The 15085-nt window shown below is 61.9% G+C and carries 11 protein-coding genes; 3 read left to right on the top strand and 8 right to left on the bottom strand.

The genetic code is table 11. The features are described from left to right. Nucleotides 1-95: 95 nt before the first annotated feature. Nucleotides 96-1658, bottom strand: coding sequence for a cation:proton antiporter domain-containing protein (locus PMW70_RS06415; RefSeq protein WP_271744267.1), 1563 nt, complete (start codon nucleotides 1656-1658; stop codon nucleotides 96-98). 184 nt (nucleotides 1659-1842) lie between these two features. Between PMW70_RS06415 and PMW70_RS06420 the strand changes: the two genes are divergently transcribed. Both PMW70_RS06420 and PMW70_RS06425 read left to right on the top strand, forming a co-directional pair. Then, on the top strand, nucleotides 1843-5589 hold the full coding sequence (locus tag PMW70_RS06420; protein ID WP_271744268.1) for a phosphoribosylformylglycinamidine synthase: 3747 nt from the start codon (nucleotides 1843-1845) through the stop codon (nucleotides 5587-5589). Nucleotides 5590-5688: 99 nt separating this feature from the next. After that, nucleotides 5689-6624, top strand: coding sequence for a DMT family transporter (locus PMW70_RS06425; protein ID WP_271744270.1), 936 nt, complete (start codon nucleotides 5689-5691; stop codon nucleotides 6622-6624). A 61-nt stretch (nucleotides 6625-6685) separates the two neighbouring features. Here the strand turns inward: PMW70_RS06425 and PMW70_RS06430 are convergent, their stop codons facing one another. The 4 genes from PMW70_RS06430 to PMW70_RS06445 form a co-directional block, all read right to left on the bottom strand. Continuing rightward, entirely contained in the window at nucleotides 6686-7828 is a 1143-nt protein-coding gene (locus PMW70_RS06430) for a GGDEF domain-containing protein (RefSeq protein ID WP_158566189.1), read from the bottom strand. A 190-nt stretch (nucleotides 7829-8018) separates the two neighbouring features. Then, nucleotides 8019-9041 carry a 2-keto-3-deoxygluconate permease gene (locus PMW70_RS06435; RefSeq protein ID WP_271744272.1) on the bottom strand — a complete coding sequence of 341 codons (1023 nt, stop codon included), beginning with the start codon at nucleotides 9039-9041 and terminating at the stop codon, nucleotides 8019-8021. Nucleotides 9042-9191: 150 nt separating this feature from the next. Further along, nucleotides 9192-9515: an AzlD domain-containing protein gene (locus PMW70_RS06440; protein ID WP_035137063.1), complete on the bottom strand. Its 324-nt coding sequence runs from the start codon at nucleotides 9513-9515 to the stop codon at nucleotides 9192-9194. Further along, nucleotides 9505-10197 carry an AzlC family ABC transporter permease gene (locus PMW70_RS06445; protein ID WP_334203972.1) on the bottom strand — a complete coding sequence of 231 codons (693 nt, stop codon included), beginning with the start codon at nucleotides 10195-10197 and terminating at the stop codon, nucleotides 9505-9507. Before PMW70_RS06445 ends, PMW70_RS06440 begins: the two co-directional genes overlap by 11 nt. Before the next feature lie 126 nt (nucleotides 10198-10323). On the opposite strand from PMW70_RS06445, the gene PMW70_RS06450 reads away from it, so the two are divergent. Further along, nucleotides 10324-11136, top strand: coding sequence for an HD domain-containing protein (locus tag PMW70_RS06450; protein ID WP_117842910.1), 813 nt, complete (start codon nucleotides 10324-10326; stop codon nucleotides 11134-11136). Here the strand turns inward: PMW70_RS06450 and PMW70_RS06455 are convergent. Genes PMW70_RS06455 through PMW70_RS06465 form a run of 3 tightly spaced genes read right to left on the bottom strand, consistent with a single transcriptional unit; the run spans nucleotide 11133 to nucleotide 14758 of the window. Continuing rightward, complete coding sequence (locus PMW70_RS06455; protein ID WP_271744274.1) at nucleotides 11133-12338, bottom strand: electron transfer flavoprotein subunit alpha; 1206 nt, start codon at nucleotides 12336-12338, stop codon at nucleotides 11133-11135. The genes PMW70_RS06450 and PMW70_RS06455 overlap by 4 nt on opposite strands. Continuing rightward, a complete protein-coding gene (locus PMW70_RS06460) occupies nucleotides 12339-13154 on the bottom strand; it encodes an electron transfer flavoprotein subunit beta/FixA family protein (RefSeq protein WP_117848252.1) in 816 nt (271 codons plus the stop codon). 2 nt (nucleotides 13155-13156) lie between these two features. After that, nucleotides 13157-14758 carry an FAD-binding oxidoreductase gene (locus PMW70_RS06465; protein WP_271744276.1) on the bottom strand — a complete coding sequence of 534 codons (1602 nt, stop codon included), beginning with the start codon at nucleotides 14756-14758 and terminating at the stop codon, nucleotides 13157-13159. Nucleotides 14759-15085: the final 327 nt, after the last annotated feature.

Below are 15085 nucleotides of genomic sequence, written 5' to 3' on the forward strand. Positions count from 1 at the left end.
TTCCGGGACACAGTTTCCCAACGGCCCCCGTTTCGGAAACCACATCCCGTTCCGAGCCTTCAAAGCGGGACGCGGCTTCCCCGAGAAAGTATCGACTACTTACCGTCGTCGTCTTCGGCTTCTTCGCGCGCATAGAGCTCCAGCATGCGGCGGCGGTATTCGCGCACAGCGAGCTTGGCGCGCTCCAGGCGGCGGCGCTCACGCGGAGTCAGCTCGGACGGGTCGACCTCGTCTCCATAGGTCTTATCGGCAAGCAGGTGCGCCGCGTCCACGATGCGGGCATCGATGTGGCCGCTCGCTGCCTCGGCGGAAAGACGCTCGGCAATCGTATCGAGCGTAGGCAGGCCCTCGAATACGCGACCATGGCCATGCGAGGTCAGCAGCTCGTGCTCGCGCGCGAGCAAGCTCGCTAGGTCGTGGTGGGCGCGCAAGATGTCGAGCGCATCGGATGGATGCTCGGCAACCTCTGCCACGGCGGCGACCGGTGCGGCATCCACCACGCGGTAGAAGAGCTGCGCGAGCAATGGCATCAAGAACACCGTGATGGCACCGGCGGCAACCATGACCGACGCAATATCTTGCGACAGCGCGCCCGCGTTGACGGCAACGCTCGTAACGGCAACGATGATCGGCAGCGCCGTGGTGCAGTACAGGGCCACGGTAATGCGACCATACGCCGACACATCGCGCGTCGCAGGACAAATGCTCATGGAAATAAGAATGGGCACGGCACGAATAATCAACAACGCCACGATAAAGCCCACGAGCAGACCCGGGCGCGACGCCACGGCCGTCAGTTCGATCTTTGCGCCCGATACGGTAAAGAACACCGGAATCAAAAAACCGTAGGCCAGACCGTCGAGCTTGGTCTCGAGCGTATGGTTGCCCTCGGGGATGATATAGCGCAGGACAAAGCCAGCGGCAAAAGAACCCAACACGATGTCGAGATCAAAGACAGCCGAGAATGCCACGAGCGTGACCAGGATGAGCACCGTCAGGCGCACGAAGGTCTGCGACGTGGTATCGGCGCGCTCCTCAACAAATGCAAAGAAGCGGCTGCCGACGCGCTTGGAGCGGCTCGGGACCACGGCCAGCAACACGCAAACCACCGCAAACAAGCCAAGGATAACGAGCGTTTGGATACCAGTGCGGGCAGACAACAGCACCGACATGGCGAGCACGGGACCGAGCTCGCCCCAAGTGCCATACGCGAGAATCGAGTCGCCCACGCGCGTGCCGGTGAGCGAGCGCTCACGCATGATGGGCACAAGCGTACCGAGCGCCGTCGAAGTGAGGGCAAGCGTCACGGCGATACCGTCGAAATGACTGACTGAGAACCACGGGGTAAAGCGCACGGCAAGCCAGGCGATACCAAACGTGACGACCCACGTCGCCAAGCCGTAGCGCCCCTCGACGCCTGTGATGCTCTTGGGGTCGATCTCAAAGCCAGCAAGCAGGAACAAAAAGGCCAGGCCCAGCTCGGACACAAGCGAGACCTCAGCATCTACATGGATGACGCCGAGCATATGGGGTCCCAGTACCGCGCCGAGCACGAGCAAAAAGACCGTCTCGGGAACGGGTTTTCCGGGAATCGCCGAGGCGATAAAAGGACTCGCAAAGGCCACGAGTGCGATGATGGCGAGCGAAACGAATGCCATGTGATGCCTTTCTCTTGTTTGCGCTTCACTGTAGCACCCTCGCCGTCCTCAACGCGCCGCGAGCTGTCGTATCATAGTGAGGTTTACAAACATGTGGCTCAAGGCGACCGCAGGGCAGACCCCGCAAACCGACCGCTGCCGCATACCGTACCGTACGCCCAACCGATCAGGAAGGCAGGAACCAATGGTCTCTCGTATCTACGTGGAGAAGAAACCCGGGTTCGACGTCGAGGCTCAGCAGCTCAAGGGCGAGCTGACCGAAATTCTCGGCATCAAGGGCATCGAGGCCCTGAGGATTATCAACCGCTACGACGTCGAGGGCATCGACAAGGAGCTTTTCCGGTCCTGCGTGCCGACCGTCTTTAGCGAGCCCCAGGTCGATGTGACCTACGACGAGCTCCCCGCAAGCGATGGCGCCGTCTTTGCCGTCGAATTCCTGCCTGGCCAGTTTGACCAGCGCGCCGACTCCGCCAGCGAGTGCGTGCAGCTCATCAGCCAGGGCGAGCGCCCCGCCGTGCGCTCCGCCAAGGTCTATATGATCTCGGGCGCCCTGGACGAAGCCGCCATCGAGGCCATCAAGCACTACGTGGTGAACCCCGTCGAGGCGCGCATCGCCTCGCTCGACCTGCCCGAGACGCTGTACATGGAGACCCCCGAGCCTCAGCCCGTCGAAGTGCTCGACGGCTTCCGCGAGCTCGATGAGGCCGGCCTTGCCGCCTTTATTTCCGAGCGCGGTCTTGCCATGGACGAGGCGGACATCGCCTTCTGCCAGCAGTACTTCCGCGATGAGAATCGCGACCCCACCATCACCGAGATCCGCGTGATCGACACCTACTGGTCCGATCACTGCCGCCACACCACCTTCGGCACCGTCCTGGATGACGTGACGATCGACGACGCCGTGGTTCAGCAGGCCTTCGACCGCTACATGGAGATGCGCCACGAGCTCGGTCGCGACGCCAAGCCCGTCTGTCTCATGGACATGGGCACCATCGGTGCCAAGTACCTTAAGAAGACCGGCGTCATGACCGATGTCGACGAATCCGAGGAGATCAACGCCTGCACCGTCAAGGTGAAGGTCGATGTCGATGGCGAGGACCAGGACTGGCTGTTCCTGTTTAAAAACGAGACCCACAACCACCCGACCGAGATTGAGCCCTTCGGCGGTGCCGCCACCTGCGTGGGCGGCGCTATCCGTGACCCGCTCTCGGGCCGCAGCTATGTGTATCAGGCCATGCGCGTCACCGGTGCCGGCGACCCCACCGTCCCGGTTTCCGAGACGCTCGAGGGCAAGCTGCCGCAGCGCAAGCTCGTGACCACTGCCGCCGCCGGCTACTCCAGCTACGGCAATCAGATCGGCCTTGCCACCGGCCAGGTCAACGAGCTCTATCACCCCGGCTACGTGGCCAAGCGCATGGAGGTCGGCGCCGTGGTGGGCGCTACCCCGGCAAACCACGTGCGCCGCGAGTGCCCCGCCCCCACCGACAAGATCATCCTGCTGGGCGGCCGCACCGGCCGTGACGGCATCGGTGGTGCCACCGGCTCCTCCAAGACCCAGAACACCGAGTCCATCGAGACCTCGGGCGCCGAGGTCCAGAAGGGCAACGCCCCGGTCGAGCGCAAGCTGCAGCGCCTCTTCCGCCGCGGCGACGCCTGCCGTCTGATCAAGCGCTGCAACGACTTTGGCGCTGGCGGCGTCTCGGTCGCCGTGGGCGAGCTTGCCGACGGCCTGTACGTGGACCTGGACACCGTGACCAAGAAGTACGACGGTCTTGACGGCACCGAGCTCGCCATCTCCGAGTCCCAGGAGCGCATGGCCTGCGCCGTCGCCGACGGCGACGTCGAGGAGTTCATGGGCTACGCCGCCGAGGAGAACCTCGAGGCGACCGTTATCGCCGAGGTTACCGCCGAGCCGCGCATGCGCATGGCCTGGAACGGTGTCGCCATCGTCGACCTGTCCCGTGAGTTCCTCAACTCCAACGGTGCGCCCAAGCACCAGGTCGCCCACGTGTGCGCCCGCAGCGTGTGGCAGCCCAGCTGGGCCGGCACCACGCTTGCCGAGCGCATGACCTCGCTTGTCACCGACCTCAACGTTGCCTCCAACAAGGGCCTTTCCGAGCGCTTCGACTCCACCATCGGCGCCGCAACCGTGCTTATGCCTTTTGGCGGCAAGGCGCAGCTCACCCCGAGCTCGGCCATGGTCGCCAAGTTCCCCGTGGACGGCGAGACCACCACGGCAAGCGCCATGGCATGGGGCTTCAACCCCTACCTGATGGAGGCCGACCAGTTTGCGGGCGCCTACCTGTCCGTGGTCGAGTCCATCGCCAAGCTCGTGGCCGCCGGCTTTGAGCACAAGCGCGCCTACCTCTCCTTCCAGGAGTACTTCGAGCGCCTGCGCACCGAGGCCGAGCGCTGGGGCAAGCCCATGGCAGCCGTCCTGGGCGCCCTTATGGCCCAGGTCGATCTGGGTGCCGGCGCCATCGGCGGCAAGGACTCCATGAGTGGTTCGTTTGAGGACGAGGCCGGCGAGCTCAACGTTCCGCCGACTCTGATCAGCTTCGCTGTTGCCGTGGGTAAGGCCGCCCGTGCCGTCTCGCCCGAGTTCAAGGGCCTGACGCATCGCGTCGTCCGCATCGCCCCCGCCGCCTACGGCGAGGATTACCGCCCCGATGCCCAGCAGCTGCTCGCCGCCTTTGACGCCGTCGAGGCGCTCACCGCCACTGGCGACGCCCTGGCCGTCTCCACGCCCGGTTACGGCTGCGGCGCCGAGAGCCTCTTTAAGATGTGCGTCGGCAACCAGATCGGCATCGAGCTTGCCGAGGATGTGGACGTGGAGAGCCTCTTCACCCCGCTCTACGGCAGCTTTATCGTCGAGCTCGCCGAGGACGCCGAGCTGCCCGAGGTTGCCGACGGCGTTGTCGTCGAGCCCCTGGGCACCACCGTCGAGGGCTATGTCATCGACACCGGCTCCGAGGTCATCGAGCTCTCCGAGCTTCAGGAGGCCTGGGAGAGCGGTATCGAGGGCGTCTTTGCCTACCGCAGCACCGGCGAGCAGCCCGAGGTAGAGACCATCGACTTCCGCGCCAAGGATATCCACGTGTACGGCGGCGCCAAGATCGCCCGTCCGCGCGTGATCATCCCCGTGTTCCCCGGCAACAACTGCGAGTACGACAGCGCCCGCGCTTTCCGCGCCGCCGGCGCTGAGGCCGACACCTTCGTGATCAACAACCTCACGCCCGAGGCCGTCGCCGAGAGCACCCACGAGCTTGCCCGTCGCATCCGCGAGAGCCAGATCGTCATGATCCCCGGCGGCTTCTCGGGCGGCGACGAGCCCGATGGCTCCGCCAAGTTCATCACGGCGTTCTTCCGCGCTCCCGAGGTCACCGAGGCAGTCCGCGACCTGCTCCAAGCCCGCGACGGCCTGATGCTGGGCATCTGCAACGGCTTCCAGGCTCTGGTCAAGCTCGGTCTGGTGCCCTACGGCGACATCGTCGACGCCACGCCCGACGCGCCCACGCTGACGTTCAACACCATCGGTCGCCACCAGAGCCGTCTGGTGCGCACCCGCATCTCGTCCAACCTGTCCCCGTGGCTGTCACAGTGCAGCCTGGACGACCCCTATACCGTCGCCATCAGCCACGGCGAGGGCCGCTTTGTCGCCAATGACGAGGTGCTCGCCCAGCTGATCGCCAACGGCCAGGTCGCCACGCAGTACGTGGGCGAGAACGGCAAGCCCAGCATGGACCTTTCCGTCAACCCCAACGGCTCCGCACTCGCCATCGAGGGCATCACGAGCCCCGACGGCCGCGTCCTGGGCAAGATGGGCCATGCCGAGCGTCGCGGCGACAACCTGTACCGCAACGTGCCCGAGCATGTCCCCGGCGATAAGTTCATGCCGATCTTTGAGGGCGGCGTAGCCTACTTCGCCTAAATACTTCCCATCGGGTACAATCCCCTCGGGTAACAACACCCGCCACCGGCACGCCCGGTGGCGGGTTCTTTTTTGCTTCGCGCATATAGGAAGGACATCATGGAAAGCCGCAAGCCGTATCTCGCCACCCTGCCCGGGCTCATCCTGGGCTGCCTCGTCTGCTGTGCGCTTTGGGGCTCGGCTTTCCCCTGCATCAAGATCGGCTACGCGCTCTTTGGCATCCCCGCGCACGACAGCGCCTCGCAGCTGCTCTTTGCGGGTCTGCGCTTCACGCTTGCCGGCATGCTGGTCATTGTTGGCATGAGCGTGGCCCAGAGCCGTCCGCTCGTTCCGCAAGTGCGCGATATCAAGCCCATCTGCATCTTGTCGCTCTTCCAGACGATCGGGCAGTACTTCTTTTTCTACCTGGGACTCTCGCGCGCCAGCGCCATGTCGAGTTCCATCATCGAGGCCAGCGCCAACTTCCTCGCAATCCTCTTTGCCGCCCTGGCGTTTCGCACCGAAAAGCTCGATGCGGCCAAGGTACTCGGCTGTGTGCTGGGCTTTGCCGGTGTCGCGCTCGTCAACCTTTCGGGCGCGGACGGCACCTTTGGCTTTACGCTCGACGGCGAAGGCTTTATCCTGGCCTCCACCGTCGCAGGCGCCCTGTCGACCTGCCTGATCGGCATCTTCTCGCGCGAGCACGACGGCGTCTTGCTTGCCGGGTGGCAGTTCTTGGTCGGCGGCCTGGTCCTCACCGCCATCGGCTTTTTGATGGGTGGCGCGCTCTCCCCCACGGCGATTGCCCCCGCCATCGCGCTCATCATCTACATGGCGCTTATCTCCGCAGTGGCCTACTCGCTGTGGTCGCGCCTGCTTGCCGTCAACCCCGTCAGCCGCGTCTCGGTCTTTGGCTTTATGAACCCGGTCTTTGGCGTAGCTCTGAGCGCGCTGCTGCTCGGCGAGGGCGCTGGCACGAGCCCCGTTACCGTCATCGTTGCCCTGCTGTTGGTCTGCGGCGGCATCGTCATCGTCAACAGACCTCAAAGGGCCTAACAAACCAGGCCTTTGCGTATGTCGCGCTTGCAACGGGCGTCCGCGTGGTCGCGGTTATTATCTAGCGAATTTGGACGCCGGCTTTCTTCTTCTCGCGCTTTACGCGGTAGAGCTCCGCGTCGGCAGCACGAAGCAAGTCTTGCCAGGTATCGACGCCATCACCAACCCGTGCGTAGCCGATGGACATCCGCAACAGATACGGAACCTCGGCGCGCGCGAGCTCATCGTTGATTGTCGCGCACAGATGCATGATATCCTGTTCCGCCACTGCCTTTTGGAGCACCACGAACTCATCGCCACCATAACGTGCGATAAAGCCGCCAGACGCCGAGCAGACTTCTTTGAGCGCAGCGGATATGACCTGAAGAGCGTGGTCGCCCTCCACATGCCCATAGCGATCGTTAATCTGCTTAAAGCCGTCGGCGTCCATCATAAGCAGATATACATCTTCGGCCTGATCCACATTTGAGAAGAGCGACAGCATATAGGTCTCAAAACGGTTGCGATTGTTAAGTCCAGTCAACGGGTCGGTCGAGATGAGCTGCTCCTGGTAGATGATGTAGAGCAGCAACATGCTAATCATTATGCCGACACAAAGGCCGGGCACCGAGTATACGACCTGAAAGGTACCGCCCACCAGGGCCGGAATGGCGAAAAATGCCAAGGTTCGATAGATGGCCTTCGTCTGCAGGCTCTCGACCCTGCGAGATTGCACAAATGCATGCAGGGACGTATGTATAACGTAACAGTAGCTGACGATGGGCTGGATCATATAGGCAAAGCCGCGACGATACACGCCCTGCGAATCGATATAGAACAGGGCGTGCGTCCAGTAACTGGTAAACGCCAGCACGACCACCAGAGCCGTAGGCAACGCAACAAGCACCACCCTATAGCGCGAGGTCAAAAGGCGAGAACCCTGCACCGTCTCGGAATAGATAAACCAAATGAGACACGCGATAGCAAAGAGCGAAAACGAAACCGCGTTGGAAATCCAGTTGGCAGCAATGCCCAACGTGCCGTCCACACCGTCCGAAAGCGTCCAGATCATATCGAATAATATGTACGCGGCAGAGGTGTAGCCCAGCATGCTAAACAATAGCTGCTGGGTGCTCGAGAACAAGGAGCGACGACTTCGCACGGCAAGCCCGATAAGAACAATCATGCATAGCACGAATATCTCAATCTTGAGTGCCTTAACCACTAGCGCCATCCCTTCAATACCCAAGTGGTCAGAATCGCCCAATTCGAATCAGGGCAATAAACACCCCTTTACTCCGCAGGGGTAAAGGGGATAATAGCAGAGCGCCCGAACATCACTGCAAAACAGTTTCTGTTCGGGCGCCCATACGGCGCGAATTGCACACGCCGGCATCATTGATGGGTATCGATTGCTACTCGCCATCGATGTCAGCCGCGACGGCCTCCTCGATGGCCTCGACACCGACAGGCGACAGATCCTCCTTGCCTTGGCAGAACTTCTTGTCGACCCAGCCAGTCAGAATCGGAGCCATGATCGCCGTGATGATAACGGCGGTGGCGATCTGAGCGTACGCGGTGGGCGCAAGCTCGGCGTAGCGCGGTGCGACCTCGGCGAGGGCAACCGGTGTGGTCATAGCCGTGCCGGCAATGGTGGAGCAAGCCACAGCGGCCTTGCCATTGCCGCCGCACAGACGCTCGAACGCAAAGGTGATGGGACCGACGACAAACAGCGTGACAAGGCCCAGCAAGATGCCGGAAATACCGCCGGTGATAAAGCTCGACAGGCTCATGGACGCACCGAGCTGAAATCCGATGACGGCAATCGCGGGATTGGCACCGGGAACCAGCAGGTTCTTGATAAACGGGAACAGGTTGCCCAGAACCATGCCAATAACGAGTGGCAAGATGGAGCCGATAATGGTGCCAATGGGAATGTTGGCGAGGCCGGAAACACCGAGGATGATCATCGTGACGACGGGGCCGGCCGTAAAGAACAGGATACCGACGGCGCCCTGCTCAGACTCATCACCGAACTCGCCCATGATGCCCGTATAGAGCGCCATGTTGCAAAACGTGATGCCGCCGATGATAGACACGGAGCTCAGACCCAGGAAGTTGTCGTTAAAGAAATATGCCACGCCCAGGCCGAGAGCCGCTGCGACGACCAGCTTGGGAATCAGCACGACGATGCCGGTCTTGATAGCGCCCGGCGTGGACTTAAAGCTGATGCCGGCGCCCACAAACAGCAGGATCGCGGCGACGATGGTATTGGAGCCACCGCGGCAGGCAGCCGTAAAGAATCCGCCGATCTCAAAAACCTGCGGGCAGAAGGTGTTGAGCAAAAGACCGACGATCATCGGATAAATCATGATGTCGCCCGGGATGCGCGGGACCTTGAATTTCTTTTGCTCGTTGGCGGTTGCTTCCTGTGCCATGAAACCCCCATTTCCGCTGACGGGGTACAAAAGCCCACGTCACGCTTTGCTACAGTAAAGTTTGACCATGGTACCAGAAGAAATAGACCAGCTCGGTGAAAAACTCGACAAGTTGGGATGGAACGAGATTCGGCGCCCGCGACGCCACCCCTATATAAGGCTCAAGACGATATAGAGTACGATGCCCGAGACGCAGCACCACAGCATCGATTTTGTCTTGACCGCCACGACCACGACGCCGGCGGCCGCAATCCAGGGAACCAAGGCAGGCCAGAGCCCCGCGTCGAACGCGCCGGGACTCACCAAGTCGTTGGCGACCAGCGCGGCAAAGGCAGCGGGCGGGATATAGCCCAGGGCCTCGGTAATACGGGGCGACAGGGTCCGCCCGCGCAAGGCGAACGCCGGCGCGATGCGAAAGAACGCGATAGCAGCCCACGACGACAGCCACAGAACCAAGAACTCGTTAACGGGCATCGCGGGCACCTCTTCCGTCAAATACAGCATCGCACGCCAGCGCAATGGTAATGCCGACCACGACGCTTGCCGGCACGGCAATATTCACGAGGCCCAAGAACTTGCATACGGCGACGGACACCGCGCCCGAAACCGCCGCGACAACGTTGCCGCGCGACAGCCGCTGCGAAAAGAGCAGGCAGATAAAGAGCGAGGTGCAGACAAAGGCTGCAATGGCGGTGGGAACATCGACAACGGCGCCGACGATGGCGCCCGTCGTACACGATACGCCCCATGTTGCGATAAGGATCACGTTGAGCACAAAGGACTCGCGCGGGCCCCAATCCTCTCCTTCAACCAACTTGGCAAGCGAGATGCCATATGCCTCCTCGGTAAGTGTCGCGGCAACAGCCAGCGTCTGACGCTTCGAGGCACCCGTCAGATGCGACGTGATCGATGCCGAGTAAAGCGCAAAGCGCGAGGAGATGGCAGCAACGCTCGCGACGATCGACGCCGCAGGCACACCTGCCAGCCACAGATTGCAGATCATAAACTGCCCGCTGCCCGTCACGAACGTGCTGCTCAGAGCAAAGACCATCCAGGGTTCCATTCCCGTCTGCCCCATGATCATTCCGCACGGCGCGCCTATTGCAACATAGGTAAGCATCACTGGCCAGACGGTTCTAACGATTTTGAGCACCATACGCTTCTCATCCTGACAAGGTCTCCGAGCCGCATGTAGCGACACGGCAGAATCATCATCCGACAGCAACCGAGTTCACCTACAATTGCCACCGGATCGAAAGACACAACTTTTTAGGAAGTCATTATGACAGCTATCGATCGAGACCGGGCGCGCGCGGCCTTCAAAAGCTACACCGATGCCTACGACGCCACTAACCCACGCATCGCGCTCAAATTCGAGCATACGTACCACGTGGCCGAGGCATGCGATGCCGTAGCACGCGAGCAGGGCTGGTCGTCAGAAGATATTGACCTGGCATGGCTTTGCGGCCTGCTACACGATATGGGCCGCTTTGAGCAGTTGCGGCGCTGGGACACCTTTAAGGACGCCGAGAGCATGAGCCATGCAGCGCTGGGCATCGAGGTCCTCTTTGGCGAGAATCCCGCCGATGCACCCGCCGTAACGAGCATCCGCGACTTTATCGATGACCCGGCAGAAGATGAGCTCATCCGAGCGAGCATTGCCTATCACAGCGATTTTCGTCTACCCGCGCAGCTCGACGAGCGTACGCGGAGCTTCTGCGATATCGTGCGCGATGGTGACAAGATCGACATTATGCGCACCATCGCCGACAGCACCGTCGAGACCATCCTCAAGGTGGATGAGGACGCATTTCTCGCCAGCCACTTCTCGGCACCGGCGCTTACCGCCTTTGACGAGCACCGCTGCGTCGCACGCGATGAGCGCGATGAGCCCGCAGACTACCTGGTGGGACTCATCTGCTTTATGTTTGAGCTCGTCTATCCAGCGAGCCGCGCGCTGGCGCGCGAACAGGGCGATATCCACCGCCTGCTCGATGCGCCCTTTGGCATTACGCGGCCCTTTACCAACCCCGCCACGCAGGCAACCTGGAGCCGCCTAAAGGACGAGATGCGCGACTGGCTGACGCGCGCTTAGCGCTCAAGCTGAGCCAGCAGCTCCTCAACGATCTCAACGGCATCGCCGACGACCTTATACTGGGCAGCACCGAAGATGGGGGCATCCGGGTCCTCATTGATGGCGACAATGCACTCCGCCCCACCGATGCCGGCGAGATGCTGGATAGCGCCCGAGACACCGATGCTCACGAGGAGCTTGGGCGAGACCGATGCACCCGTCTGGCCAATTTGGTGGCGATACTCCAACCAGCCTGCCTCCACAATGGGACGCGTGCAACCAAGCTCGGCACCCAGGGCATCGGCGAGCTTTCGCATCAGGGGCAGATTCTTCTTGGAGCCGATGCCGCGGCCCACCACGACCAGACGCTCGGCATCGGCAATTGAGGCCTGCTGTCCCCACTCCTCGGCGGGAATCGAGATCTCGACGCGGGCCTTAACGTCATCCGCAAGCACTACCTGGGTAATCGTGCCGGAGCGGCTATAGTCAAACTCGGGCGCCTTAAAGATGCCGGGGCGCACCGTTGCCATCTGAGGACGGTGGTTGGGGCAGATAATGGTGGCCATCAGGTTGCCGCCAAACGCCGGGCGCGTCTGCTGCAGCAGACCCGTCTCCGTATCCATAGAAAGCACCGTGCAATCGGCCGTAAGACCCGTCTGCAAGCGCACGGCCACACCGGGCGCCAGCTCGCGACCAAAGGCGGTCGCGCCGTACAGGATGGCCTCGGGCTTGCGCTCGGCTACCAAATCGCAGATCAAGCGAGCGTAGACCTCCGCGTCGTTCTGACGCAGGCGCTCGTCGCGACAGGCCAGGACTTCGTCGGCGCCCGCGCAAACCAGGTGTTCGAGGTCCTCGAGCGAGCCCTCGGAACCTATGCCGATCAGCGCCACCAGGCGACAGCCGCGTGCATCGGCAAGCTCGCGCCCCTTGCCCATGAGCTCGAAGGCCACGGATGCCACGGCATCGTGCTTGTCAGTTTGCACGAAGACCCAAATGTCTCGATATGCGTCAAGGTCTACCGCGCCGGCGGCCTCGTCGCGCTCAATCGAGATGGCGTTGACGGGGCAGGCGTCGACGCACCCACCGCACAGGATACAGCCGTCGGTTACGCGGGCACAGCGATTGGGGCGCTCACCCTCCACCACAATGCCGCCCGAGGCGCAGGCGCGAACGCAGCGACCGCAGCCGATACAGGCTTCGCTATCGATAATCAGCCCGCTCATCTATGCCATCCCCTCAATAATCTTGGCAAGTTTTACCGCCTGCTCGGACGCCGTTCCCTCAACGGCCTCGCACGTTTGGTCACGGTCGGGCACAAACGAGCGCACGACCTGCGTCGGTGATCCGGCAAGACCGCAACGCGCGGGGTCGGCGTTCACGTCGGCGGCACTGACCACGCGCACGTCCGCCTCCTCCGCCGCGCGAATACCGGCAATACTCGGCATACGCAACTGGCCAATCTCCTTGGCAGTCGTCATCGCGCACGGCATCTCAAGACACACCGTCTCCTCGCCGGCATCGCATCCGTGAACGAGCGCCAGCGAGCCACACGTCGTAAAGCCCGCGCTTTGCACGCAGCTCACGTCGGTCACGCAGGGAATCTCAAAGGCACCGGCAAGCTCGGGACCAATCTGGGCCGTATCGCCATCCACCGCCATCTTGCCGCAGATGAGCAGGTCGAAGTCCTCGTCGAGTGCCTCGATGCCGCATTTGAGAGCATAGGTGGTCGCCAGGGTATCGGCACCTGCAAAGGCGCGATCGGTCAGCAGCAGCGCGTCGTCGGCGCCTCGAGCGATGCAGTCGCGCAGCAGCGACTCGGTCGCGGGGATGCCCATCGACACCACCGTCACGCGCACATCCATGCCAAAGCCGATAAAGTCGTCCTTCAGCGCCAGCGCGCATTCCAAAGCGCTCGCATCAAAGGGATTAATGACCGCCTGCTTGCCATCGCGCACGATGGTATTGGTCTTGGGGTCCATCTTGACCTCGGTGCTGCCCGGCACGGCCTTGACGCACACCACCATATGGAAATCGCTCATCTTCACGCGCCCCCTTTCTGGACGAGCTCATCCAAGAGCTTCTCCGAAAACAGGTTGCCGCGACCCAGCTGCCCGTCGGGATCGAGCTGGAGCTTGAGCCGCGCCGACTCGACCATGGCCTCGTGACCGTACATCGTCTCCAAGAAGCCCGCCTTGATCTTGCCGACGCCGTGCTCGGCAGAAACGGCACCGCCCATAGCCGTTACCTCCGCAGCCCACTGGGCAAACAGCTCGCCACCTCGACGGTAGTCCTGCGCGTCGCGCGGCAGGATGTTCACATGCAGATGGTTGTTACCGATGTGCCCCCAGGCAGCAGATTCAAGCCCACTTTCGGCTAACGTGCGGCGATAAAGGCCGATGACATCGCCCAAGCGTGCGTTGGGCACCGACATGTCCGAGCCCAGCTTGGTGATGGTGGGATCCATGCGGCGGCGCTCATCGATAAGCATGTTGACGCTCTCGGGCACCGCGTGGCGGAAGAACCGCTGGCACTCGCGATCGACCTCGGTGCGCGCGACCCATGTCGCATCGTCGCTGCCGCCCGCAAGCTCTAGTACCCACCCCAAGTGATACAGCTCCTCAGTCGCCTGAACTTCGTCGTCGCAGTCGAGCTCCACGTAGACACAGACCTTGGCCTCTTTGTCGAGCGCCGGCAGCGAGGCGAACGCGGTCGACTGCTCACGCTGACGACGCAGGATATCCAGGGCGCCCGCATCGAAATATTCGATGGCAGCCGCGTGGGACAGGACGGGACGCACAGAATCGGTGAAGGACACGGCCTTGTCTTCGCTGTCAAAGAAACAGCTCACGCCCCAAACGACCGCAGGCGCCGCCTGCAGGGCAATCTCGAGCTCGGTTATGACGCCGATTGTGCCACACGCGCCGATAAACAGATCGATGGCATCCATATCTTCAGCAACGAAATAGCCCGAAGCATTTTTGGTCTTGGGCATGGTGTAGTCGGGAAGATCGAGCTCGAGTGCACGGCCTGCTGCCGTCACGAGCGACAGGTGGCGGCCCTGGGCAAAAGCCTCGCCGCGCTGGAGCTCAAGCAAATCGCCATCAGCCAGCGCGACGTGGAGTCCCGTGATATGTGGGCGCATGGGGCCGTAGGCGTAGCTGCGGGCACCGGAGGCGTTACATGCCGCCATGCCGCCCAGACAGGCAGACGCCTCGGTGGGATCGGTGGGAAAGAACTGCTCGGGGGCCTCTTGAAACTCATCGTAGGCCTTAAGCGATGCCTGGTCCCAACCAGCGGTCGGCAGCATCTTCTTGCTCAGCTGCTTGCGCAGCTCCGAGAGCACAACGCCCGGCTCCACGCGCAGCAAAAATTGGCCTTGTTCATCGCGGCGAAGGCCCAAGTAGCGATTCATACGGGAAGTATTGAGGATATGCCCGCCGTGGGGCACGGCACCGGCGGCAAGGCCGGTTCGGGCGCCCTGAACCGTTACCGGGACACGCTCGGCATGGAGCTTTTCCAAAATGGCACGGACCTCGTTTTCCGTTGTCGGAAACGAGATGCTCGATGCTTCGCCCGATGCGCGAGATTCATCGCGGCCATACTCTTCGAACTCGTCGGTGAAGGGTTTGATGGTTGCAGACACGCGAACTCCCCCTTTAGCTAACTACAGTGTTTGCAGGGAGATGTTACCGCATCGTTTCGTCGACGTGTTCGAGACCGTCTCCATAATTGGCGATTTTTACGTTCGTGCAATTCGGCGAGCGGCTGGATTTCCTCGGCAGACGATGCTTTTGACAAATATCGCCCCGCCGTCGCCGACCGCTCGATTGTCGCTCGAAAAAAGTTGAAGTAATTTTTTCCACCTTTTACCTGCGGAGATGTCAATCCGTCAAGCATTTGGTCAGTAATTGGTCAAGTAGCGGCTGATACGGTCGGCGTCGACAGCCAAAACCGATAGAAGTTTTGGCCC

It is taken from the genome of Collinsella aerofaciens, from assembly GCF_028209625.1.
In the GTDB taxonomy this organism is placed as follows: Bacteria; Actinomycetota; Coriobacteriia; order Coriobacteriales; family Coriobacteriaceae; genus Collinsella; species Collinsella aerofaciens_AM.